Consider the following 22,843-nt stretch of genomic DNA (forward strand, 5'->3'; position numbering starts at 1 on the left):
CTGTTTGCCCCCGCTCAGGACCGCCCAGTCCATCGCGGGAAGCGATTATCCGTCTGATCTTCCTCCGGGCTGGCGCGCCGCCACGCGCGCTCTATTGAGATCTTCTTCCAACCTGAGCGCTGCCTGCTCCTCGCCAAGCCGCGCCCGGTAGATCTGTATATTGGCGAGCACCTTCCCGACGTACTCGCGTGTCTCCTGGATCGGGATTCGCTCGATCCAATCGACGGGATCGACCTTCGGATTGCGCGGATCTCCGAACTCGCGAATCCACTGTCTCGCGCGCCCCGGGCCAGCATTGTATCCCGCGAGTGTCAGAATATAGGAGCCCTGAAACTCCTGCATCCGGTCGCCCACATAAGCCGATGCCAGCATCGTATTATAGGACGGGTCCGAGGTCAGCCTGTCGATGTCGCATTTGATCTTGTAATCGCGGCAGACGTGCTTGGCGGTCACAGTCATCACCTGCAGCAGGCCTTTGGCGCCTGCCCCTGAGACGATGAGCGTGTTGAATTCCGTCTCCTGGCGCGCCAGCCCGAGCAGGAACGCCGTCTCCGGCGGCTTGCGCAGTGGCTTGTAGGCCGGGAAGGGGTGCACCGGGTAGGCATAGTAATAGAGGTTGTGCCCGCGTGCGATGCCGAACTTGGCGACGCGCACCGCCGATTGCGTATCGCCGACCGCCTCGGCCAGATGCGCAACCATGGCAAGCTCAGCTTCGTCCTCGATATGGAACATGCGAAGCTGCACGAGGAATGTGCGCATGACGCTGGCATCGAGCCCGGCATTCTTGGCGATCACCACCGCTTTTGCCGCATCGTGGTCAAGGAAGCGGCGGATCTGCGCCGCGCTCGGCGCCTTCGGCGGTGAGGTGGAGATGGCGAGCCGGCCCGGCTCGAGCTTTTGGCGCGCGAGCAGCGCGTGGAACGTGTCCGGGTCGGAGAGCGCCTGCCGGTAGAACTCTTGGGCAGCCGGCTTGTCGCCGCGCGCTTCCGCCGTGCGCCCGAGCCAGTAACGGGCCTTGGCGCGGCTTAAAGGTCCGTCCGCGGCCTTGTTCATGACGCGGAGGTGCCGCTCGGCGGCTTTCGTATCCTTGAGGTAGCGCAGCGCTAGCCATCCAGCCATGAAAGACTGGTCTTTGAGAGGGTTCTCGCTGAGCGGGCCTGCCTCGCGCACGAGCGCATAGGCGAGCTTCGGATTGTTGAGCCTGAGTGCCGCGTAGGCGTTCGCGCGCCGTTCGATCCACCAGGCATCGGGCGAAACGATGAGCGCCTCCTCGGTCGGCGCCGAGAGCAGGAGGCTCGCAGCCTCGTCATTCTTGCCGGCGCGCCGCAGCGCTTGGATGCGGTGGAACGTGAGGCCCCAGTCGGGCGTGCGCTCCGCCGGCAGCGCCTCGATGGCCTTGAGCCCGGATTTCTCTTCCAGAAACACGGATAGCCGGGCCTTGGCCTTCTTCTGTTCGGTCGCCGGAAGCAGCGCGATGACACGGCGCACGATGGCCGCACGCTGGCTCTTCGCAGCTTTCCAGCGGACGTCGTCGAGCAGCAGCATATCGATCCGCCACTTGTGATCGGCCAGCGTCAGCAGCGATCCGAAGCGCGCCAGGAAGCCTGGCTCGAGTGATGCCGGCAGGATCGTCTCCCGCCAGGCCCGTGCCGCGAGGCGGCGCGCCTGGTCCTTGTTGCCCTCGGCGAGATGCGCCGACGCCAGCGCCGCGAGCCCGACGCCGTTTTGCGGTTCGCGCCCCGAGAAGTACGACTTGATCTCGCCGGAGCTGCCGCCCTGCGTGAACAGCACCTCCTCGAGCTTCTGCGTCAGCGTCGTACGGTCGCCCCACGCCGGATTGGCGTCGAGGAAAGCGCGGTATTCACGGGCGTCGCCGAAACCCTTGCGCAGGCGGAACCAGTCCACCAGCTTGCGCGCCACCGGGTCTTCAATCTGCCGTTTGATAGCATCTGCTTGCGCCACGTCCACCTTGGCGCCTGAAAGCGCGCGCAGCGCCTCCCGTAGGTTCTGGGCATCGCCCGCGCTCAACGCATAATTCGAGAGGGGCGCGATCGCCTTATCGAGCCGCGCCGTGTGCTCGCGTTCGGCCTGGGACGGGTTGGCAGGCTTGGGAAGCTCGGTCTGTGCGGCAGCGGCCGGCCACGCCGCCGCGAGCGCGCAAGCAGCCGCTGCCAGCAGCGCAGTGCTGCCCGATCGGCGTATGCGCAACCAGCGGGCTGCGGTCATGATTGTCGAGGTTTGTCCCGTCACGCTCATCCTCATCGCGGCGCCCGAAAACGCCCGTTTCAAAATGCGATAACAGTTGCCGCCCCGTTACGGCCCATTCTTTTTGTAGATTTGCCTTTTTTGTAGAATTAAAGGCTACGCAACCCCAAACACGCGGGCCGCTTGCGGCCCGCTCCTCGACCGCATAATGTCCACCGTCCCGGTCGCATCGGAGGCCAAGATCGGGACGGGCGAATAGCCTGAGGGTACAAACTCGCGCGAACGCGTCAAGCTACCCACGGCCCGCTAAGGAATATCCCGCACCGGTCGGTTAGCGATCGAATAATGCGCGGAGCGCGGTCCTTTGTGACCGCACAAGGAATGTTTGAGGGCATATGTTCAAGGGCTCCATCACGGCGCTGATCACGCCGTTCAAGAACGGTCTTCTCGACGAGGAGGCGCTGCGCCAGCTTGTCGAGTGGCAGATCTCCGAGGGCACGCATGGGCTGGTTCCGACAGGCACCACCGGCGAAAGTCCGACTTTGAATTTTGACGAGCATAAGCGCGTGATCGACGTCACGATCGAGGTTGCGCGCGGGCGCGTGCCGGTCATTGCCGGCACCGGCTCGAACTCCACCGATGAGGCGATCGAGCTGTCACAGCACGCCGAGCGCTCGGGCGCCGACGGCCTCCTGATCGTCAATCCGTATTACAACAAGCCGAGCCAGGAAGGCCTCTATCACCACTTCAAGGCCATCAACGACAAGGTCGGCGTTCCCATAGTTATCTACAACATTCCGAGCCGCACCAACGTCGACATGTCCGTCGCCACCATGGCGCGCATCTTCGAGCTGAAAAACGTTGTCGGCGTCAAGGACGCGACGGCGAACATCGCCCGTGTATCGCAGCAGCGCCACGCTCTCGGGCGGGAGTTCGTCCAGCTCTCGGGCGAGGACGCGACAGCCCTGGGTTTTGCCGCGCACGGCGGCCATGGCTGCATCTCGGTCGCGTCCAACGTGGCGCCGCGGCTCTGCGCGGAATTCCAGAACACGCTGATGAAGGGTGATTTTGCAGGCGCGCTCACCCAGCAGGATCGTCTGCTGCCGCTGTTCGACGCGCTCTTCGTCGAGACCAATCCCGGCCCCGTGAAGTATGCCGCCTCGCGCCTCGGCCTTTGCTCGCCCGAGATGCGCCTTCCGATGGTGCCGCTGACGGATGCGGCGAAGAAGGTCGTCGACGCGGCGCTCGCCAAAGTAGGCCTGCTGCAGGCCGCTGCCGCCGAATAGAAAGCTGATAGAGCCATGTCGGCCAATAAGGACGACGGCCGCCGGCTCGTTGCCGAGAACCGGAAGGCGCGCCACGAGTACTTCATCACGGATTCCTACGAGGCCGGCATCGAGCTCAAGGGTACCGAGGTGAAGAGTTTGCGCGCGGGCCAGGCCAACATTGCCGAGAGCTTCGCGTCCTTCGAGGACGACGGCAGCTTCTGCCTGATCAACGCCTACATTCCGGAATACCAGCAGGCCGGCCGCTTCTTCCAGCACGAGCCGCGCCGCAAGCGCCGCTTGCTTCTGCACAAGAGCGAGCTCGCCAAGCTATTCAACGCCGTCTCCCGCAAGGGCATGACGATCGTGCCGCTCGAACTCTATTTCAACGCCCGCGGACGCGCCAAGCTGAAGCTCGCCCTCGCCGAGGGCAAGAAGCTGCACGACAAGCGCGAGACCGCCGCCAAGCGCGACTGGAACCGGCAGAAGGCGCGCATCATGCGCGAGAAGGGCTGAGAGCGATGGCGGCGCGGCGCGACCTGCGCGACGTTGCTTGCTCCAAGGCGCACGCGCGATGACGCATGCGTGGCCCTGGCCGGCACCGGAAGACGATGGCGGTGCACGTCATCTCGTAGCGGGACTCGCAACACCGGACATCCTGCTCCCCGCCACCGACTGCAGCACCGTATCGCTCGCGCGTCTCCCTGGTCGTTGGATCGTTTTTATCTACCCGTGGACCGGCAAGCCCGGCCTGCCCAATCCCCCGCGGTGGGACGACATCGGCGGCGCCCACGGCTCGACGCCCGAAGCCGAAGGCTTCCGCGATCATCGCGAGAACTTTCGCGAGCAGGGCATTGGCGTGCTCGGCATCAGCGGACAGGCGACAGAGGACCAGCAGGAGTTCGCCGAGCGCATGCGCCTCCCGTTTCCACTGCTGTCGGACGCCGAAGGTGCGTTGCGCAGAGCGCTCAACCTGCCGACCTTCGAGACCGGCGGCGTGGTTTATCTGAGACGTCTGACGCTGGTGCTTAGCGACGGCCGCATCGAGCGCGCGATCTACCCCGTGCACCCGCCACACACACACGCCCGCGATCTACTCCGGGAGTTGAGTTCCTGAGCCTGCTCTAGAGCACGTCCTCCTCAATGTCGCCCGGCGAGTAGCCGAGCTTCTCGAGCCCCTCCTCGAGGTAGTCGGCCAGCAGCGGCAACCCCAGCAGATAGATCGCCGTCGAGGTGATCTGCTCGCTGCGCGCGGTGTCCACCGCCTCGTCGAACTCCTCCGGCTCGAAGGTGCCGCGCCCGACCCACGCCAGCGCCACGAGGTTCACCTGCTCGTCGTCGTTGAGCGCATCAATGAAGCCTGCGATCTCCGCAGCCGTCGGATCGTTTGAGAAGTCCTCGAGGATGGAGCTCGGATCCTCGTCCGCATCGCCCTCCGAGGGCGAGGAGTTCCAGGCGCCGACCTTGGCGTCGAACTCGCGCGCCTTGATGATGACGTGCGCCACTTTCTCCGGCGCGATTTCGAGTGCCATTGACGTCCTCCAACGAGGCTTGAGAGAGGTCGCCCGTCGGGGCGCCAGACTTGCTGCCAAGCGGATGATAGGCGGCGAGCCGAAAACCTTGAAGAGGCCAGGCGCGCGATTTCGTCTTTGATCCTGTTCAATTCCCCGCGGCCGGCAGCTCGTCCAGGAACCGGCGAACATCGCGGAACACGGCGTGGAACATCTCGGTCGTGAGGCGTCCGGTGTTGGTGTTGAGCCGCGAGCAGTGGAGGCTGTCGAACAGGGTGAGGCCGCCGGCGTCATGGCGTGCACCGTGCGCGAAGGGGAACTGAGACTTTCTAAGACCCAACGTCGTCATCGTCTGGTCATGCGCGACGCGCCCCAACACGACGAGGGCCTTGAGCCGCGGAAGCGCGGCAAGCCGCGCCGAGAAGTAGCCGCGGCAGGTCGTGATCTCGGCAGGCAGAGGCTTGTTCTCCGGCGGCACGCAACGTACCGCGTTGGTGATCATGGAGTCGACGAGCGTGAGCCCATCGGCGGGGTCCGCCCGGTAGGTTCCCTCGGCGAAGCCGAACTTGATCAGCGTCGAATAGAGAAGCTCGCCCGCGTAGTCGCCCGTAAACGGACGCCCGGTCCTGTTCGCCCCGCGCAACCCCGGCGCCAGCCCGACGATCAGCAGACGGGCATCGCTGGTACCGAACGAGGGCACGGCTCCGTTGTGCCACGACGGTTGCGCCCGCGCCGCATTGGCACGGAAGGCGACCAGCCGCGGGCACAGCGGACAGTCGCGCGGTGCTTCGGGCGGGAAGGAGGTGAGTGTAGGGGAGGGCGCGTTGGCCATGGCGGCAGGTAACCGCGCGAACGGCGGGGCGGCAAGCGGCAATCGGGGAGCACCCGCTTGCCGCCTGTTGATTTCTGGGCGCTAGACTTCTTCTTGCGACACGTCGTCAGCGTCGTGGTAGTCGCGATGGCCGCCGCGTCCGGACGAGCGCCCGCCACTGCGGGCCGACGCGTCACGGCCAATCAACTGCTCGAGATCGGCGAGATCGACGAACTGGTCCGCCTGACGGCGCAACTCGTCTGCCACCATGGCCGGCTGCGTCTGCAGCGTCGAAACCACGCTGACCCGGCGCCCCTTCTGCTGGAGCGCCGCCACGAGCCCGCGGAAATCTCCGTCGCCCGAGAACAGGACGATATGGTCCAGGGTGTCGGCCAGCCGCATCGCGTCGACGGCGAGCTCGATGTCCATGTTGCCCTTGACCTTGCGCCGGCCCGAGGCATCGGTGAATTCTTTTGTCGGTTTCGTGACCATTGTGAAACCGTTGTAATCGAGCCAGTCGATCAGCGGGCGTATCGAAGAATACTCCTGATCCTCCGACAGCGCGGTATAGTAAAGAGCCCGGACGAGATGGGCTTTTTGGCGGAACAGAGCCAGTAACCGCTTGTAATCCACGTCGAATCCAAGAGCCTTCGATGTGGCATAGAGGTTGGCGCCGTCAATGAACAGCGCGACGCGTTCGCCTTGATAAAAGTGCATTTTTTTATGTTCCTTGAGTCAGCGGTGCGAACACCTGAACAAGCCCCGTCCGGAAAATATGGCCTAAGGGGTGCTCGCTCTTTCTAACGAAATCTATAGCGCCCCAGATCAAGACGACGCGCGATCTTATTCGAAATGAAATCCAGCGAGGGTGAAAAATTGCCTCATCCAGCACCGTGAACCGCATGACGTCTTGAGCACCACGACCCGCTTCATGCTGCCCGGGGTTAAAAATGGGGCATTTTCCGGACTTTTCAAGCGATTAATTGCATTGCTTGCCAATTGGTGAGCAAAGTCTCACGATTTCCTGCGGATGACTTGCCGAAACGTCGGTTTCATGCCACTTAAGCCCCTTGAGCGGCATGCCGCGCCCAGGTGGGCTGCGGCAGCAATAGGTTTTACTCCGCATTATCTGCGAGACGAGAGAGGGGTGCTAGCGAATGGCACGCGTCACAGTCGAGGATTGCGTCGACAAGGTCCCGAACCGCTTTGAGCTCGTTCTGCTCGCCGCGCACCGGGCCCGCTCGATCGCCAACGGAAGCGCGATCACCGTCGACCCTGACAATGATAAGAACCCGGTCATCTCGCTCCGCGAGATCGCCGAGCGCACGATTCCGCCGGAGGACATGCGCGAGTCATTGATCCACTCGATCCAGAAGAACGTCGAAGTCGACGAGCCCGAAGCGGCCGCTGCGCCGGTTCTCCCGCAGGAGCGCCGCGCGCCCATCCTCGGCCGCGACGATCAGGCGTCCGACACGCAGGTCGATGTGCTCACCGAGGAGCAGCTGTTGCGCGGTCTGGAGAGCATGACGCCCTCCGAGCCGTCGTCCAACGGCGGCGGCGGACCGCGCGAGCGGGGGCGCTGACCCGGCGCTGCCAGTGCGTTAAGCTTCGGCGTTGAGCTTCGGTTCTTGCGACGGTCCGGGTGTTCCTTTCGCAGGAGCGCCCGGTTCGCGTGATTGCACGGTGCTGGGCGGCGCCGGGAGTGTGTGCGGGTCATGATGCGTCAGTACGAGCTCGTCGAGCGAGTACAGAAATACGATCCCACGGCTGACGAGGCGCTGCTGAACCGCGCCTATGTTTACGCCATGCGTGCGCATGGCAATCAGAAGCGCGCGTCCGGTGCGCCCTATTTCTCCCACCCGCTCGAGGTCGCTGCGATCCTGACCGAGCTCAAGCTCGACGACGCGACCATCGTCACCGCGCTGCTGCACGACGTCATCGAGGACACCGACGCCACCCGCGCCGAGATCGACCAGCTCTTCGGCCCTGAGATCGGCGCCCTCGTCGATGGCCTGACGAAGATCAAGCGCCTCGACCTCGTCTCCAAGAAGGCCGAGCAGGCCGAGAACTTCCGCAAGCTCCTGATCGCCATCTCGAGCGATATCCGCGTGCTGCTCGTCAAGCTCGCGGACCGCCTGCACAACATGCGCACGCTCGAGCACATGAAGCCCGAGAGCCGCAAGCGCGTCTCCGAGGAGACGCTCGAGATCTACGCGCCGCTCGCGGGCCGCATGGGCATGCAGAACCTGCGCGACGAGCTCGAGGAGCATGCCTTCCGCTGGCTGAACCCGGAGGCCTACCAGACCGTCACAGAGAAGCTGAAGGAGCTGCGCGAGCGCAACGAGGGCCTGGTCGAGGAAATCGAGACCGCGCTGAACAAGATGCTGTCCGACGTCGGCATTAAGGCGGAGGTCTCGGGGCGCGAGAAGAAGCCCTACTCCGTCTGGAGCAAGATGGCCAACAAGCAGATCAGCATGGAGCAGCTGTCGGACATCTACGCATTCCGCGTCGTCGTCGATACCATCGACGACTGTTACCGCGTGCTCGGTGTTGCGCACCAGACATGGCGCACGGTGCCCGGCCGCTTCAAGGACTACATCTCGACACCGAAACAGAACAACTACCAGTCGATCCACACCACGGTCGTCGGTCCGCGCCATCAGCGCGTCGAGCTGCAAATCCGCACGCGCCACATGCACGACGTCGCCGAGTACGGCGTCGCCGCGCACGCGTTCTACAAGGACACGCCGAAGCTCAATGGCAACGGCGGCAACGGTGCGGGGCAAGGCGTCAACGGTGTCTCTTCGAAGAGCCTCGTCTTCACCGACAAGGAGAGCGGCCCCTACCAGTGGCTGCGCCGTCTCGTCGAGACGCTGCTCGAGGGCTCGAACCCCGAGGAGTTCCTGGAGCATACCAAGCTCGAGCTGTTCCAGGATCAGGTGTTCTGCTTCACGCCGAAAGGCCGCTTGATCGCGCTGCCACGCGGCGCGACGCCGCTCGACTTCGCCTACGCCGTGCATACGGATGTCGGCAACGCCGCGGTGTCGGCCTACGTCAACGGCCGTCATGTGCCGATCGACACGCGCTTGAGGAACGGCGACGAGGTCGAGATCAAGACCTCGAAGACGCACACGCCGCCTGCCGCCTGGGAAAGCCTGGCTGTCACCGGCCGCGCCCGCTCGGCCATCCGCCGCGCCGCGCGCGATGCCATCCGCCGCCAGTACGCCGAGCTTGGCCGCCGGCTTCTGATCTCGGCCTTCGAGCGCATCGGCGAGCACTATTCCGACGAGCGCGTGCGCAGGGTGCTGCCGCGCCTTTCGCAAAAGAGCCTCGACGATCTTTTGTCGGCAGTCGCGCGCAACGAGGTCAAGATCGAGGATGTCGTGCGCGCTGTTTCGCCCGAGGTGGCAGCCGCGGCGCGTTCATTCTCGCGCGCGGAGGAACCGTCGGCCAAGGCTAAGGGCTGGCTCCGGCTCACGCGGGCGGCGGCCAGCAAGCTGCGCATGGGCGGATCGTCTTCCGACACGGAAACCACCTCCGGCGGACCTGCCACACCATCCGGCCGCGTGCGTGGCGTTCCGATCCGCGGCGTCAAGAACGACATGCCGGTACTGTTCGAGGCCGGCGGCGCCGTGCCGGGCGACCGCATCGTGGGCGTCCTGGCGCCGGGCGAGGGCATCCGCATCTTCCAGATCCATTCGCCGCGCCTGCAGGAATACGAGCACGAGCGCTGGATCGACGTCGCCTGGGACATCGACCCCGAGAACCCGGAGCGCTTCCCGGCCTTGATCAGCGTCACGGCTCCGAACCGCCCCGGCACGCTGGCCGAGATCGCCAACGTCATCGGTCAGGCCGGCGGCAACATCGATAACCTCAAGATGCTACGCCGCGCCGAGGACTTCACGGAGCTGCGCATCGGCCTCGAGGTCTGGGACCTGGCGCACTTGAACCAGATCATTAACGGCCTCAAGGCAAAAGCCGTGGTCACCAAGGTCGACCGTGTGTTTGAATGAGATTTCTCGATGCGCCCGCAAAGTGCGGTGCGCAGCAAGGTAGAGCCGATGACCAATAACTCCACGTACCTCCGCCTGGGGGTCAACATCGATCACGTCGCCACCATCCGCAACGCACGCGGCGGGCGTCATCCCGATCCGTTGCGCGCGGCTCATCTTGCGGTCGAGGCCGGCGCGGATGGCATCACGGCCCACCTGCGCGAGGATCGCCGGCACATTTCCGATTCCGATATCGCGCGGCTGAAGTCGGAGCTGACGCGGCCCTTGAACCTCGAGATGGCGGCAACGCCGGAAATGGTCGCCATCGCGCTACGCCACGTGCCGAACGCCTGTTGCCTGGTGCCGGAACGGCGCGAGGAGCGCACGACCGAAGGTGGCCTCGACGTGGCCGGCCAGAAGATCGCTCTGGCGCCCGTCATTCGCGACCTCAAGTCCGCGGGCATCCGCGTCTCGCTGTTCATCGAGCCCGACATCCGCGCCATCGAGGCCGCAGCGGACCTCGGCGCCGACATCGTCGAGCTGCACACCGGCGCCTATTGCGAATACGTGGCGGCCGACGACGCCAAGAGCACGGCTTCCGAGGTCGCGCGCCTCGCCAAGGCCGCGACCGAAGCGGCGAACCGTGGGCTCGAGGTCCACGCCGGACATGGGCTCACCTTCAACACGGTGGCAGCGCTCGCGCGCATGCCCGAGGTTGTTGAGCTCAACATCGGTCACTTCCTGATCGGCGAGGCGATCTTCGGTGGCCTTCACGCGGCCGTCAGGCGCATGCGCGCGCTGATGGACGAGGCGCGTTTCAAGGCTTCGGGCCGGGTCATCGCGTGATCATCGGCATCGGCAACGACATCGTCGACATCCGCCGCATCGAGGCGACGCTGGCCCGCTTCGGCGATCGTTTCCTGGACCGGGTTTTTACCGAGGTAGAGCGGGTGAAGTCCGAAGCGCGAGCCCAGCGGGCGGCGTCCTACGCCAAGCGCTTCGCCGCTAAGGAAGCCTGCTCCAAGGCCCTGGGGACAGGTCTGCGCCGAGGCGTCTACTGGCGCGATATGGGTGTCATCAATCTGCCGTCAGGGCGGCCCACGCTCAGACTGACGGGGGGCGCGGCATTGCAGCTCGCCAGCATGACGCCCTCGGGCTATGTCGCGCGCATCGATCTCACGCTGACGGATGATTTTCCCCTTGCACAAGCCATTGTTATTATTTCCGCCCTGCCGGGGGACGCGGCCCTCGCGGCCGGTTAAAAGGGGCGGCCCCGCGCCGCATCCCGGTTTGCACCGGGCGCCCTGAGCCGCTATAGCGAGCATGGTTTAAGCGCCTTCCGGACCGTCCGGCGGGCCAAGGAGCAGGAGATGAGCCTGGACACGAACTCCAAGGCCAATACGGGGTCCGGTTGGGGAGAAACCGCAAAGATCATCGTGCAGGCGCTCGCCATCGCGATGGTTGTGCGCGTGTTCTTCTATCAGCCGTTCAACATTCCGTCGGGCTCGATGAAGTCGACGCTTCTGATCGGCGACTACCTGTTCGTCTCGAAGCTCGCGTACGGCTATAGCCGCTTCTCGTTCCCGTTCAGCCCGAACATATTTTCAGGTCGCGTCCTCGCGTCCGAGCCGAAGCGCGGTGACGTCGCGGTCTTCCGCCTGCCGCAGGACCAGTCCGTCGATTACATCAAGCGCGTCGTCGGCTTGCCGGGCGACGAGGTGCAGATGCGGGACGGCACGCTCTACATCAACGGCACGGCAGTGCCCAAGGTCTTCCAGGACGAGTTCGCCAACGTAGAGTGCGACCCCTATTTCCGTCACTGCCGCCGCGTCGTCTATAAGCGCTACGAGGAAACGCTGCCGGACGGCGGTCCAACCTACTCGGTTCTTGACCTCGAGTCCGATGGCGAGTTCGACAACACCGAGGTCTTCAAGGTGCCGGCGGGGCATTACTTCATGATGGGCGACAACCGCGACAACTCCTCCGACAGTCGCGCATCCGTCGGATACGTGCCGTTCGAGAACTTCGTCGGACGCGCCGAGATCATCTTCTTCTCGGCCGCCATCGACGAGCCCGACGCCATGCGCTGGACCTCGCCTTGGACGTGGCCCTTCGACATCCGCTGGAGCCGGTTCTTCAATCTCGTCCGTTGAGAGCGGAGCAGGCGTTGGCTCGATGTTCAAAGCTCGCAAGTACAAGGTGCTTGAGAAAAAGCTAGGCTATCGCTTCAAGAACGAGGCGCTGCTCGCGCGTGCTCTGACCCACGCCAGCTTGCGCGGCGCCAGGAAGGTGCGCGAGGACAACGAGCGCCTTGAGTTCGTCGGTGATCGCGTGCTGGGCCTCGCCATCGTCGAGCTTCTCGAGGAGACCTACCCCAACGCCACCGAAGGCGAGCTCGCGCGCCACCTGAACCGCTTGGTGCGCGGCGAGACCTGCGGCAAGGTTGGCCGGGCGCTGGGCCTTGGTGAGTTTTTGATGCTGTCCGAAAGCGAGGCCGTGAGCGGCGGCCGCTTGAAGACCACCATTCTGGCCGATGCGGTCGAGGCTGTGCTCGGCGCGGTATTTCTCGAAGCGGGATACGACAAGGCCCGCGACGTCGTGCGCCGGTTGTGGGAGAACGAGGAGGTTTCCTTCGGCCACGCCGCCGCCGATCCCAAGTCGGCGCTGCAGGAGTGGGCACAGGGCCGCGGCCTCTCGCTGCCAACTTACGTCGAGGTGGAGCGCACCGGGCCTGACCATGCGCCGAGCTTCACGTCGGAAGTGCGCATCAAGGGGCGCTCGCCCGCACGCGGCCAGGGAGCCTCGAAACGCGCCGCCGAGCAGGCCGCGGCCTCCGCCATGCTCGAGCGCGAAGGCGTAATGGAGAAACGACAAGTTGGCTGACGCGCCGAAAGCTCGAGACGCAACCGACACGGGCTCCGACCCGCGCCGTTGCGGTATTATCGCCATCATCGGCGCGCCCAACGCGGGCAAGTCGACCTTGGTCAACGCCCTCGTCGGCGCCAAGGTCACGATCGTTTCGCGCAAAGTGCAAACGACGCGCGTCCAGATCCGCGGCATCGCCATCGAAGGCGCGAGCCAGCTCGTGCTGATCGACACACCGGGCATCTTCGCGCCGCGCCGGCGCCTCGATAAGGCAATGGTCGCGAACGCTTGGTCCGGCGCCGCCGATGCCGATCAGGTGCTGGTGCTGATTGACGCCGCCAAGGGTATCGACGAGGACGTCGATCGAATGCTGACGAAGCTCGCCGGGCAGAACGTCAAACCGAACCTCGTGCTGAACAAGGTCGACCGCGTCGACGACAAGGCCCGCCTGCTCGCGCTCGTGCAGGAGCTGTCGTCGCGCCTTCCGTTCGAGGCGGTGTTCATGATCGTGGCGTTGACGGGCGACGGCGTGGCCCAGCTTAAGCGCCACCTCGCGGCCAACGTGCCCGAGGGGCCCTGGCTCTATCCCGAGGACGAGCTGTCGGACATCCCGCTGCGTCAGCTCGCGGCCGAGGTCACGCGCGAGAAGATCTACGACAATCTGCACGACGAGCTGCCCTACCAGATCACCGTCGAGACCGAGACCTGGAAAACGTTGCGCGACAAATCCGTGCGCGTCGATCAGGTGATCTATGTCGAGCGCGACAGCCAGAAGAGCATCGTGCTCGGCAAGGGCGGCCAGACCGTGAAGAAGATCTCGCAAGCCTCCCGCACGGAGCTTTCCGAGATCGTCGGCGCGCCGGTGCATCTCTTCCTGTTCGTCAAGGTGCGCGAAGGCTGGGACCGCGATCCCGAGCGTTACCGCGAGATGGGCCTCGACTTCCCGACGGAAGATTGATGATGCGGACGGGCCCCGATCTTTTCCCATTACGGGCTGCGGGGCCTGCCCTCCTTGTTATGTCATATGCGCTGTGCCCTGACCCGGCCGGCGCGGCCGTTCGGCTCTGCGAGGCAACCGTGTCGAGCGGACCGGTGAGAGGGCCGAACGAAAGCACGGCCCGTGCTGCAGCGCTGGCGATTTGGAAATCAAAAGCGCTGGCCCACGGCGAGCCATACGCGAGCTGGCGCATCGCTGCCGAGAAGATATTGCAGTGCCTGCCGCGTCAGGACGGCGGCGTCGAATGTCTGGCAAGTGCGCGACCGTGCACGATCGAGCAGGCTCCCGACCGTCGCGAAAATCGCAAGAACCGGATCGGGATCTGATCTCCGCTGCGCGGCGCGCGTTATCGATACGAGCGCGTAGCGTCCTCGAATGTGCGGCGCCACTCCCGGCCCATGCGCCCTTGCCGATAGGCATCAAGGAAGAGCGCGCGCATATAGGCCACGTCGAAGTCCGACGCCGGCTGGATGTTGAGGTAAGGGCGTGGCGAGGCGATATGAACCGAACCGCCAGCCGTTCCGGCGTCCCGGAAGAAATCATAAGCCGGCACGACGGGGAGCACCTTGGTTTGGGCGAGCGCCTCGGAGCGTTGCAACAGTCCGTTCGCCGCGCCGCGCTGCGCCGTATAGGTCGCGCCTTCGTCCGGAAACAGCACACCGTTGTGGATGAGATAGGTCACGCCAGAGGCCGCCTCGAACCCCTCGATGCGCAGGAACGGCTCGCCCGCGCCGATCTGGCGGAACGTTGGATTGCGCGCGACGACTGCGCCGAACGTGGCCGGCACGATGGCCGGATCGATGACGGTCGTCAGGTCGACCGCAGCGAGCAGAATGTGCTGGATCTGCGCCTGCGCGGCCGGGCTTCGGCTCGCCGCGATAGCGCCGATGTCCCATACGCTTTCGCTCCGCGCCGCCGATCCCGGCAACGCGACAACGAGCCGCCCGCCCGTCTCGTGCTTGCGCGCGATCGCCTCGAGCGTCGCTAGATCGAGAAAGGACGAGGTCCGCTCCGCCAGCTCCTGAAAGCTCAGCGCCTCGCAGAAGAAAAGGTCGGCAATCCTGCGGTCCTGCCCTGCGCCGAGGAACGCGAGCGGTGCGACGAGCGCGCTGAGGCCCATGCCCGTGACGGCAGAGAAGTCGGGCCGGCGGCCGGTCTCGCCCCAGCCCACCAGCAGGCCCGCCCCGTAAGCCGCCTTCATTCCGCCGCCAGAGAGGGCGAGCGACTGCGGCACGCCTGCGGTCTCCTTCCGAACCAGCCGCCGTTGCTGGTTCTCGAATACGTATCCGAACTCCTGGATGGTGAGCGGCTTCGGCTCCTGCCAGCATGCCGCTGCTGCCGGGCTGGGCACCGCCAGCAACGCGCCGAGGCAAACAGCGATCGGTCTCATGAGGACTGGTCTCTCTCGGTAAGGTACGTATGGAGGTAGTTATTATTCGTAACTTGGGCTAAGTTCGTGCCTGTCTAAACCCCGTTCAAGAAGGCACATTCATGTGACCAGGCACATCGATCCAACCGAAGGCGGCTGCATCGCAACCCGCCAGGTGCTCGACCGCGTCGGCGATAAGTGGAGCCTCCTGGTTGTTGTCTCGCTCAGCGACGGCCCCATGCGATTCAGCGAATTGAAGCGCAGTATCGACGGCATCTCGCAGCGGATGCTGACATTGACGCTGCGCAGCCTCGAGCGCGATGGACTTTTGACCCGCACCATTTTCCCGACCATCCCGCCGCGCGTGGACTACGAGCTGACCGAGCTGGGCCGCTCGCTCATCGTCTGCGTCTCGCCGCTGGCCGAATGGGCCGAGACGCATCGGATCGATATCCAGAGCGCGCGCGAGCGCTTCGATGCGAAATCCGAGCGCGAGAGCGTGGTGCAGAAGCTTCTGCGCCCGGTGTCGCGGTAGTCGAAGCGTGGCAGCCACGCCGCGTTTGGAAGTGCGCGATTTGGACTAATCTCCCGGCATGAACTGGTCCGACGAAGGTGTGATTCTCTCTGTTCGCCCGCACGGCGAGACGGCCGCTGTGGTCGAGATCTTCACGCGCGCGCACGGCCGCCACTTGGGCCTCGTGCACGGCGGTCGCTCGCGCAAGGCGCGCCCCGTGCTGCAGATCGGCAATCACGTCGACGTCACCTGGAAGGCGCGCCTCGCCGATCATCTTGGCCACATGAGCGTCGAGCTGATCCGCAGCTACGCGGCCGGCGCCATGGACGATCCGGCGGCGCTCGCAGGCCTGACCTCGCTCGCGGCGCTGTCCCGCCTGCTCCCTGAGCGCGACCCGCATCCCAACCTCTACGAGGTGACGCTGTTCGTGCTCGCCTATCTGGACGATACGAGCGTCTGGCCGGCGCTGCTCGCGCGGTGGGAGCTGGCGCTGCTCGACGAGTTGGGCTTCGGCCTCGACCTCACGCAATGCGCCGCGACAGGTATCAACGACGACCTCGTCTACGTCTCGCCGAAGACCGGCCGCGCCGTCTCGGCGTCTGCCGGCGAGCCCTATCGTGAGCGACTGCTCACTCTGCCGCCGTTTCTCTTGCCCGGCCGCAAAGCCGCGCTTGCGCCGGGTGACGTTAGAAACGCCTTCGCGCTGACCGGGCATTTCCTGGAGACACGCGTCTTTCGCTCGCGCGGCGAGGATATGCCGGAGGCCCGTGCGCGCCTGCTCGCTCTGTTGAACCGCCTCGACGAAGCCGACAAACTTATCTGACCCGCTCGAGCGGTGTCACCGCGACGCGCACCCCGCCATCCGCATCCGGCTCGAGCCGGTAGAGCAGCCCGTCGCGTGCCGCGTAGCGCATCGAAAGCTTCTTCGGCCACAGCCCGCCGCCGAAGCTGTCGAAGCTGATTTCGCTTGGCGCGCAGGACGAATGGGTCACCGCATAGCGCGGCTTGATCTCGTGCTCTTCGCCGCCGAAGGAATAGCTGATGCTCTCGCGCGTCGTGTTCGAGATCTGGAACTCGTAGGTGAGCGACTGCGGCCGCCCGAAAAGCTGCACCGAGATGAACTTCGGATCCTTGCCCGGCGCACGCGCCACGCCGACACCGATCTCCGTCATGTTAGGCGCCACCAGATTGGCGCGGTGCGGCGGCGAGTTGATCCAACCCTCGACCGACTTTGCGGCAAGGTCCTTGGACTGGAACCCGCGGCTATCGAGATGCATGGCGAGGTTTTCGCCGACCTGGCACCAGGAATAGCCCGCCGACGAGATACGGTCGCCGGCCTCGCGCCCGTCGGCCGTGTGCGAGAAAAGACCGCGCTTGGCCAAATAGGCCGCATACGCACGCGCCGCTTTGGTGAGATTGGCGTTGGCCCTGAGGTTCCCCAGGTTCTGGCGCCCACGGTAGGCGTTCGTCATCTCGATGATCTGAGCTTCGACGACCGGGATATCGGGAAGAATGGCGGGCATTGCGGGCACGGATTGTTGCGATCGGTCCGAAGATTGTTCGCCACCGCGGCAAACGCAAGGCAGGCCCATGCCCGCGCGCCGGCTTATGCGGCCTTAAAAAAAGCAAGGAATTGTGCGCAGCTGCAACCTGTGGCGCCGCGGCACTTGAGAGGGGCCCCGCGGGGCAGTAACCAAGCCCAATGACAGACAAACCGATTCTGCCGGGCCCCGGCCCCATCGAGCCCGTCCTCCTCAGGGACGCGCTCGAGGAGCGTTACTTGGCCTATGCCCTCTCGACCATCATGCACCGCGCCCTGCCGGACGTGCGCGACGGCCTGAAGCCCGTGCATCGGCGCATCCTGTACGCCATGCGCGAGCTGGGGCTGAATCCCGACAGCGGCTACAGAAAGTGCGCCAAGATCGTCGGCGAGACGATGGGTAACTACCATCCGCACGGCAACCAGGCGATCTACGACGCGCTGGCCCGCCTCGCGCAGGACTTCGCCGTGCGCTACCCGCTGGTCGACGGCCAGGGCAACTTCGGCAACATCGACGGCGACAACCCTGCCGCCGACCGCTACACCGAGGCCCGCCTCACAACCGTCGCCGCCGAGCTGCTCGACGGCATCGAGGAGGACACGGTTGCCTTCCGTCCCAATTACGATGGACGCGAGCAGGAGCCGAGCGTGCTCCCGGCCGCCTTCCCGAACCTGCTCGCCAATGGCGCCGCCGGCATCGCGGTCGGCATGGCGACGAACATCCCGCCGCACAACGTCGATGAGCTGTGCACGGCGCTGCTCCATTTGATCAAGCACCCGAACGCGACCATCGAAAAGCTGGTCGAGATGATCCCGGGACCGGACTTCCCGACCGGCGGCGTGCTGGTCGAGCCGCGCGAGCAGATCCTCGAAGCCTATCGCACGGGCCGCGGTGGCTTCCGTCTGCGCGCCAAGTGGGGGAAGGAAGAGACGAGCCGCGGCGGTTACCAGATCGTCGTCACCGAGATCCCCTATCAAGTGCAGAAGGCGAAGCTCGTCGAGAAAATAGCCGAGCTGCTCACCGAGAAGAAGTTGCCGCTGCTCGGCGACGTGCGCGATGAATCCGCCGAGGAAGTCCGGCTCATCATTGAACCCAAGAGCCGCACGGTCGACCCCGTGCTGCTGATGGAAAGCCTGTTCCGCCTGACCGAGCTCGAGATCCGCTTCGGCCTTAACATGAACGTGCTGTCGGCCGGCCAGATCCCGAACGTGCTCTCGCTGCGCGACGTGCTGCGCCAGTGGCTCGAGCATCGCATCGACGTGCTTGTCCGGCGGTCGCAGTATCGCTTGAAGAAGATCGAGCATCGGCTCGAGGTGCTCGACGGCTATCTGATCGCCTACCTCAACATCGACGAGGTGATCCGCATCGTCCGCTTCGAGGACAACCCGAAGGCCAAGCTCATCGAGCGCTTCAAGCTCACCGAGGTGCAGGCGGACGCCGTCCTGAACCTGCGCTTGAAGAGCCTGTCGAAGCTCGAAGAGGTCGAGATCAAGGCCGAGCACGACAAGCTCTCGAAGGAGCGGCGCCAGCTGCAACAGCTCTTGAAATCTGACGATTTGCAGTGGGAGCGCGTCTCCGAGGAGGTGCGTGAAACGCGCGAGCGCTATTCGAAGAAGACCGAGCTCGGCCGCCGTCGCACGAGCTTCGCCGACGCGCCCGAGATCGACGACGACCTCGATGCGGCATTGGTCGAGAAGGAGCCGATCACGATCATCCTGTCCGAGAAGGGCTGGGTCCGCGCGCTCAAGGGCCATCACGACGACCTTGCAAAGCTCGACTTCAAGCAAGGCGACGGCCTGAAGCGCGCCGTCAAGGCGCAGACGACAGACAAGCTCGTGCTGTTTGCCACCAACGGCAAGTTCTTCACGCTGGAGGCGAGCCAGCTTCCGGGCGGCCGTGGCCACGGCGAGCCCGTGCGCCTGATGGTCGACCTCGAGGAGAACCAGGACTTCGTCGAGTGTTTCGTGCACGAGCCGGGCCGCAAGCTCCTGGTCGCGAGCACCGGCGGCTACGGCTTCGTCGTCCCGGAGGAGGAAGTCATCGCCTCGACGCGCAAGGGCAAGCAGGTCCTGAACGTCGCTACCGACGAGGAAGCGCGCGTTTGCGTGCCGGTGGACGGCGACCACGTTGCCACCATCGGCGAGAACCGCAAGATGCTTGTTTTCCCTCTGGCCGAGGTCAACGAGATGACCCGCGGCAAGGGAACAATTCTGCAGCGCTTCAAGGACGGCGCGCTCGCGGACGTTCGGGTCTTCACCAAAAAAGAAGGCCTCACCTGGCTGGATGCGGCCAGCCGCACCTTTACGCTCGAATGGGCGGAGCTCAAGGAGTGGGTTGGCCAGCGGTCTCAGGCCGGTAAAGTGGCCCCGAAGGGCTTCCCGCGCTCCAACAAGTTCGGCCCGCCCTTCCGCTGAAGGACACGGTCCCGGTGAAAATGCGCAAGGTGCGCCTGTGCGCCTTGCCTCGGACTTTGCGCCCCGGTAGTGAGAAATCTATAAGGCGTGCAACAAGGGGCGGCGGGCGTGCGTGCGGCGGGGATCGTAAGGCTGGTATTGGCCACTGCCGCGTTCGGCGTCATTTCGGCGGCCTCTGGCCCTGCCGCAGCCCAGAGCGAGGCTCCGGCGCCATCCGAGGGCGCCGAGCCCCCGCAAGCCGCGCCGGAGACGTGCTCCAAATCGGAATTCGAGAGCGCCGTCGATCACGCTGCCGAGCGCCTGCGCGACCTCAACAACAAGAACCGCCCCGAGTTTCAAACCAAGCTGCGCCAGCTCAAGGAGAAGCGCGGCTGGGACGATAACCAGTTCCTGAAGGAGGCGGCGCCGTTTGTGAAGGACGACAAGATCGCCGTCTTCGACGCCAAGTCGAACGAGTTGCTGGCGTCGATCTCCTCTCTGGGCCAGGAGGGGGCCAACGCCCCTGAGCCGAACTGCACGATGCTTGGCGAGCTGCGCGGGCACATGCAGACGCTGATCGACACGCAGGATGAGAAGTGGCGCTATATGTTCGAAAAGCTCGACGGCGAGATCGCGAAATAGAAGCCCGCAACTTTTTTCGAAACAGAGCGACGTCGGTTGCCTAACGCGGCGGTGCGACGCGCACCCAGCCGTCCGGGCCCAAGTGCTCCTGCGGCTGATAGCGCGTCTTGTAGCTCATCTTGCGCGAGCCCTCGATCCAGTAGCCGAGATAGAGATACGGCAGGCCGAGGCGCCGCGCGTACTCGACGTGCTCGAGGATCATGTAGGTGCCGAGGCTTCGGTCTTCCTCCAGCGGCTCGTAGAAGCTGTAGACCATCGAGATGCCGTCCGAGAGACGGTCGCAGAGCGCGACGCCGGCGAGCGGCCACGTCTCGATGTGGTCCTCGAGCGGATGCTCGGGCTTGGCGCGGTACTCGGTGAGGAACGTGCGCACGACGCTGTCCTCGACCATCATCGCGTAGTCGAGCACGCTCATGTCGGCCATGCCGCCGTCCGAATGGCGCGCATCGATGTAGCTGCGGAAGAGCGAGTACTGCTCTGATGTCGGGATGGCGGAGACGCGCCGGGCGACGAGGTCGCGGTTGCGAGCCTGCGTTCGCCGCATGGTTTTACCGGGCTCGAACTCGTCGACCAGGATGCGCACCGACACGCACGCATGGCAGCCCTCGCAGTAGGGCATGTAGGCGATGTTCTGGCTGCGCCGGAAGCCACCCTTGAGCAGGTTGTCGATCAGCGCCAGCGGCTTGTCGTGGGTGAGGTGGGTGAACAGCTTGCGTTCGAGCTTGCCCGGCAGGTAAGGGCATGGCTGAGGCGTTGTGACGTAGAACTCCGGAAAGTGCTTTTGCTGCTCCGTCATCCCTGAACCATCCTCACCGCCGGCCTATAACGTCCGGACAAACGCGGACATTGGGCTGGCGTTGCGACGATCGGAAGGCAGATCGGTCTGCGCGCCAGCCGTGCCGGACGGGCAGGTTAGCCCCAAGCCGGAGAGCGAGGATACGCGAGCGGGTATGCGCCGATCAAGCTTGCCTCCAGCATAGGAAATGCAACCTTTTGCTATAACTGCTTTATTTACGGTGGACGGCGTCATCCCTTGGCGCCTTTTGTAGCCGTCCGCCCATGCGCGGCGGCGGCCTCGAGAAAGCCGATGATCGCGCCGGCCACATCGGTGTTCGTCGCCCGCTCGACCCCCTTGAGACCCGGCGACGAGTTGACCTCGACCACCATCGGCCCCCGGTTCGAGCGCAGCATGTCGACGCCGGCCACGTTGAGGCCGAGCACGGCGGCCGCCCGCACGGCTGTCGCCCGCTCGTCGGCGCTGACCGGCGTCTCTTCGCCGAGTCCGCCGCGATGCAGGTTGGAGCGGAACTCGCCGGTCTTGCTGATGCGCCGCATGGCCGCCACCACCTCGCCGCCCACCACGAGGAGGCGCACGTCGCTGCCCTCGGCCTCGGCGATGTACTCCTGTACCAGGATGTTGATGTTCGCGGCGCTGAACGCCTCGATGATCGATTTCGCGGAGGCGTCCGTCTCGGCGAGGATGACGCCCATACCCTGGGTGCCCTCGAGCAGCTTGATCACGACCGGCGCGCCGCCCACTTCACGGATCACCTCCTCCGCCTTGCGCGGCCCGTGCGCGAAGGCCGTGACGGGAAGCCCGACGCCGGCGCGCGCCAAGAGCTGCAGCGCGCGCAGCTTGTCGCGCGAGCGCCCGATGGCGACGCTTTCGTTGAGAGGGAACACGCCCTGCATTTCGAACTGCCTGAGCACGGCGAGTCCGTAATCGGTGATCGAGGCGCCGATGCGCGGGATCACGGCGTCATAGAGCGGCAGCGATTTGCCGCCGTAGCGCAATCCCGGCTTGTTGGAGGTGATGTTCATGTGCACGTGGAGCGTATTGATGACGTCCAGCGTATGTCCGCGCTTCGACGCTGCCTCGACGAGGCGCGTGTGCGAGTAGAGACCCGGGTTCCGGGCCAGCATGACAAGGCGCATAGACAGGGACCTGCGCGCAGAAACGCACATCGTGGTGCGGTTGAAGGCTGGCCGCCGAATTGGGGTTTATTTTTGTCGCCCGGTCGGCTCGTCCGCAGTCCCCGTACCCATGAGGCCAGCGGCCGCAGGGGGCGGCTTCGTCGAGCGGCGCGGCGGCGCACTCCAGGTCCGGCCTTCGCCGCCTGAGGATCGGGACCCATCGCCTCCACCGGCTGAGGCGGGCGGCGGTGCGCCGCGGGGCCTCGGCGCAGAACCGGCCTCGGCGTAGGGCCCATCGAGCGATGGCCCCGGCAGCGGTGAGTTTTCCTCCGGGGCCCGCGCGCCCACTTCCGCGAGCGCCTTGAGGCGACCGATCAGGTAGCCGGCATAGAAGGCGGCGCCGCCGACAAGCACGAGCAGGACGAGATCATTGAAGGACATCAGCGCAGCCCTCGATATGGATGGCGCGATGCTAAAGCCCTTGGCTGTCGGTGAAAACCAATTTTCCACGCTTAAGCTGCCCACGAGGCAGCAGCCACGTCGGAAGCGTCGCGATCGGAGGGATTAGAGATCGATGGCGATCACGCGAGCCGGCGCCTCGCGGACGGCCTCGGCGGCCTGCGGCACGAACGGGTCGTCAGCAGTGGGATCGATCGAGGCATAGGTCAGCCAGGCAAGGCCGCCCATGGCCACCAGCAGAATGGCGATGCCGATAAGCGAGCGCTTGAGAAACCACCCGACGGTCACCGGGCGCACAAGCTGACCCTGCACCGACGATGCATCTTCGAGACCGATGGCCATGAGATTTCCTATAAGCGGCCGCG

The 22,843-nt window shown here is 65.1% G+C and carries 25 protein-coding genes; 15 read left to right on the plus strand and 10 right to left on the minus strand.

Going from position 1 to position 22,843, the window contains the following annotated elements; genetic code table 11:
* Window positions 1-45: 45 nt before the first annotated feature.
* Window positions 46-2,250, minus strand: a complete 2,205-nt coding sequence (locus tag CS1GBM3_RS18150; protein ID WP_244534689.1) for a lytic transglycosylase domain-containing protein — start codon at window positions 2,248-2,250, stop codon at window positions 46-48.
* A gap of 350 nt (window positions 2,251-2,600) precedes the next feature.
* Between CS1GBM3_RS18150 and dapA the strand changes: the two genes are divergently transcribed.
* The 3 genes from dapA to CS1GBM3_RS18165 are packed head-to-tail and all read left to right on the plus strand — an operon-like array spanning window position 2,601 to window position 4,587.
* Complete coding sequence (dapA, locus tag CS1GBM3_RS18155; RefSeq protein WP_072397021.1) at window positions 2,601-3,491, plus strand: 4-hydroxy-tetrahydrodipicolinate synthase; 891 nt, start codon at window positions 2,601-2,603, stop codon at window positions 3,489-3,491.
* A 15-nt stretch (window positions 3,492-3,506) separates the two neighbouring features.
* A complete protein-coding gene (gene smpB / locus CS1GBM3_RS18160) occupies window positions 3,507-3,986 on the plus strand; it encodes an SsrA-binding protein SmpB (RefSeq protein ID WP_072397023.1) in 480 nt (159 codons plus the stop codon).
* 58 nt (window positions 3,987-4,044) lie between these two features.
* A complete protein-coding gene (locus tag CS1GBM3_RS18165; protein ID WP_072397025.1) occupies window positions 4,045-4,587 on the plus strand; it encodes a peroxiredoxin in 543 nt (180 codons plus the stop codon).
* Between the two features lie 7 nt (window positions 4,588-4,594).
* On the opposite strand, the gene CS1GBM3_RS18170 is transcribed toward CS1GBM3_RS18165, so the two are convergent.
* The 3 genes from CS1GBM3_RS18170 to CS1GBM3_RS18180 all read right to left on the minus strand — a co-directional run bounded on the left by CS1GBM3_RS18170 (window position 4,595) and on the right by CS1GBM3_RS18180 (window position 6,509).
* Entirely contained in the window at window positions 4,595-5,002 is a 408-nt protein-coding gene (locus CS1GBM3_RS18170) for a DUF3775 domain-containing protein (protein ID WP_072397027.1), read from the minus strand.
* Between the two features lie 127 nt (window positions 5,003-5,129).
* Window positions 5,130-5,813: a uracil-DNA glycosylase gene (locus CS1GBM3_RS18175; RefSeq protein ID WP_072397029.1), complete on the minus strand. Its 684-nt coding sequence runs from the start codon at window positions 5,811-5,813 to the stop codon at window positions 5,130-5,132.
* An 81-nt stretch (window positions 5,814-5,894) separates the two neighbouring features.
* The gene (locus CS1GBM3_RS18180) at window positions 5,895-6,509 is read right to left on the minus strand and encodes a LabA-like NYN domain-containing protein (RefSeq protein ID WP_072397031.1); all 615 of its coding nucleotides are present in this window, start codon (window positions 6,507-6,509) and stop codon (window positions 5,895-5,897) included.
* 440 nt (window positions 6,510-6,949) lie between these two features.
* On the opposite strand from CS1GBM3_RS18180, the gene rpoZ reads away from it, so the two are divergent.
* From rpoZ to CS1GBM3_RS18220, 8 genes are all read left to right on the plus strand, one after another.
* Window positions 6,950-7,375 (plus strand): DNA-directed RNA polymerase subunit omega, encoded by a 426-nt coding sequence (gene rpoZ / locus CS1GBM3_RS18185; protein WP_072397033.1) that lies wholly within the window; start codon window positions 6,950-6,952, stop codon window positions 7,373-7,375.
* Window positions 7,376-7,507: 132 nt separating this feature from the next.
* Window positions 7,508-9,805 carry a RelA/SpoT family protein gene (locus CS1GBM3_RS18190; protein ID WP_072397035.1) on the plus strand — a complete coding sequence of 766 codons (2,298 nt, stop codon included), beginning with the start codon at window positions 7,508-7,510 and terminating at the stop codon, window positions 9,803-9,805.
* Window positions 9,806-9,853: 48 nt separating this feature from the next.
* Window positions 9,854-10,630: a pyridoxine 5'-phosphate synthase gene (locus tag CS1GBM3_RS18195; protein ID WP_072397660.1), complete on the plus strand. Its 777-nt coding sequence runs from the start codon at window positions 9,854-9,856 to the stop codon at window positions 10,628-10,630.
* Window positions 10,627-11,046, plus strand: coding sequence for a holo-ACP synthase (acpS, locus tag CS1GBM3_RS18200; RefSeq protein ID WP_072397037.1), 420 nt, complete (start codon window positions 10,627-10,629; stop codon window positions 11,044-11,046). The genes CS1GBM3_RS18195 and acpS overlap by 4 nt, the downstream gene beginning before the upstream one ends.
* A 108-nt stretch (window positions 11,047-11,154) precedes the next feature.
* Window positions 11,155-11,937, plus strand: coding sequence for a signal peptidase I (gene lepB / locus CS1GBM3_RS18205; protein WP_072397039.1), 783 nt, complete (start codon window positions 11,155-11,157; stop codon window positions 11,935-11,937).
* A 22-nt stretch (window positions 11,938-11,959) separates the two neighbouring features.
* On the plus strand, window positions 11,960-12,667 hold the full coding sequence (gene rnc / locus CS1GBM3_RS18210; protein WP_072397041.1) for a ribonuclease III: 708 nt from the start codon (window positions 11,960-11,962) through the stop codon (window positions 12,665-12,667).
* Window positions 12,660-13,607 carry a GTPase Era gene (era, locus tag CS1GBM3_RS18215; RefSeq protein ID WP_072397043.1) on the plus strand — a complete coding sequence of 316 codons (948 nt, stop codon included), beginning with the start codon at window positions 12,660-12,662 and terminating at the stop codon, window positions 13,605-13,607. Before rnc ends, era begins: the two co-directional genes overlap by 8 nt.
* Before the next feature lie 119 nt (window positions 13,608-13,726).
* Window positions 13,727-13,972, plus strand: coding sequence for a hypothetical protein (locus tag CS1GBM3_RS18220; protein ID WP_139247965.1), 246 nt, complete (start codon window positions 13,727-13,729; stop codon window positions 13,970-13,972).
* 20 nt (window positions 13,973-13,992) lie between these two features.
* On the opposite strand, the gene CS1GBM3_RS18225 is transcribed toward CS1GBM3_RS18220, so the two are convergent.
* Window positions 13,993-15,036, minus strand: coding sequence for a hypothetical protein (locus tag CS1GBM3_RS18225; RefSeq protein WP_072397047.1), 1,044 nt, complete (start codon window positions 15,034-15,036; stop codon window positions 13,993-13,995).
* 103 nt (window positions 15,037-15,139) lie between these two features.
* Between CS1GBM3_RS18225 and CS1GBM3_RS18230 the strand changes: the two genes are divergently transcribed.
* Window positions 15,140-15,550 carry a winged helix-turn-helix transcriptional regulator gene (locus tag CS1GBM3_RS18230; protein WP_244534690.1) on the plus strand — a complete coding sequence of 137 codons (411 nt, stop codon included), beginning with the start codon at window positions 15,140-15,142 and terminating at the stop codon, window positions 15,548-15,550.
* A 58-nt stretch (window positions 15,551-15,608) separates the two neighbouring features.
* The gene (gene recO / locus CS1GBM3_RS18235; protein ID WP_072397051.1) at window positions 15,609-16,352 is read left to right on the plus strand and encodes a DNA repair protein RecO; all 744 of its coding nucleotides are present in this window, start codon (window positions 15,609-15,611) and stop codon (window positions 16,350-16,352) included.
* Here the strand turns inward: recO and CS1GBM3_RS18240 are convergent.
* Complete coding sequence (locus CS1GBM3_RS18240; protein WP_072397052.1) at window positions 16,345-17,052, minus strand: CAP domain-containing protein; 708 nt, start codon at window positions 17,050-17,052, stop codon at window positions 16,345-16,347. The genes recO and CS1GBM3_RS18240 overlap by 8 nt on opposite strands.
* 179 nt (window positions 17,053-17,231) lie before the next feature.
* Here CS1GBM3_RS18240 and parC point away from each other — a divergent pair, with 179 nt between their 5' ends.
* Together parC and CS1GBM3_RS18250 are read left to right on the plus strand one after the other, a co-directional pair.
* On the plus strand, window positions 17,232-19,484 hold the full coding sequence (gene parC / locus CS1GBM3_RS18245; protein WP_072397053.1) for a DNA topoisomerase IV subunit A: 2,253 nt from the start codon (window positions 17,232-17,234) through the stop codon (window positions 19,482-19,484).
* Between the two features lie 87 nt (window positions 19,485-19,571).
* Window positions 19,572-20,105, plus strand: coding sequence for a hypothetical protein (locus tag CS1GBM3_RS18250; RefSeq protein ID WP_072397054.1), 534 nt, complete (start codon window positions 19,572-19,574; stop codon window positions 20,103-20,105).
* A 40-nt stretch (window positions 20,106-20,145) separates the two neighbouring features.
* Here the strand turns inward: CS1GBM3_RS18250 and CS1GBM3_RS18255 are convergent, their stop codons facing one another.
* From CS1GBM3_RS18255 to CS1GBM3_RS18270, 4 genes are all read right to left on the minus strand, one after another.
* On the minus strand, window positions 20,146-20,901 hold the full coding sequence (locus tag CS1GBM3_RS18255; RefSeq protein WP_072397055.1) for an arginyltransferase: 756 nt from the start codon (window positions 20,899-20,901) through the stop codon (window positions 20,146-20,148).
* A 230-nt stretch (window positions 20,902-21,131) separates the two neighbouring features.
* A complete protein-coding gene (rimK, locus tag CS1GBM3_RS18260) occupies window positions 21,132-22,040 on the minus strand; it encodes a 30S ribosomal protein S6--L-glutamate ligase (RefSeq protein ID WP_072397056.1) in 909 nt (302 codons plus the stop codon).
* A 66-nt stretch (window positions 22,041-22,106) separates the two neighbouring features.
* Window positions 22,107-22,460 carry a hypothetical protein gene (locus CS1GBM3_RS18265; protein ID WP_072397057.1) on the minus strand — a complete coding sequence of 118 codons (354 nt, stop codon included), beginning with the start codon at window positions 22,458-22,460 and terminating at the stop codon, window positions 22,107-22,109.
* A gap of 123 nt (window positions 22,461-22,583) precedes the next feature.
* Complete coding sequence (locus CS1GBM3_RS18270) at window positions 22,584-22,820, minus strand: hypothetical protein (RefSeq protein WP_072397058.1); 237 nt, start codon at window positions 22,818-22,820, stop codon at window positions 22,584-22,586.
* Window positions 22,821-22,843: the final 23 nt, after the last annotated feature.

Origin of the sequence: Hyphomicrobium sp. CS1GBMeth3 (assembly GCF_900117455.1) — a bacterium.
Classification (GTDB): domain Bacteria; phylum Pseudomonadota; class Alphaproteobacteria; order Rhizobiales; family Hyphomicrobiaceae; genus Hyphomicrobium_C.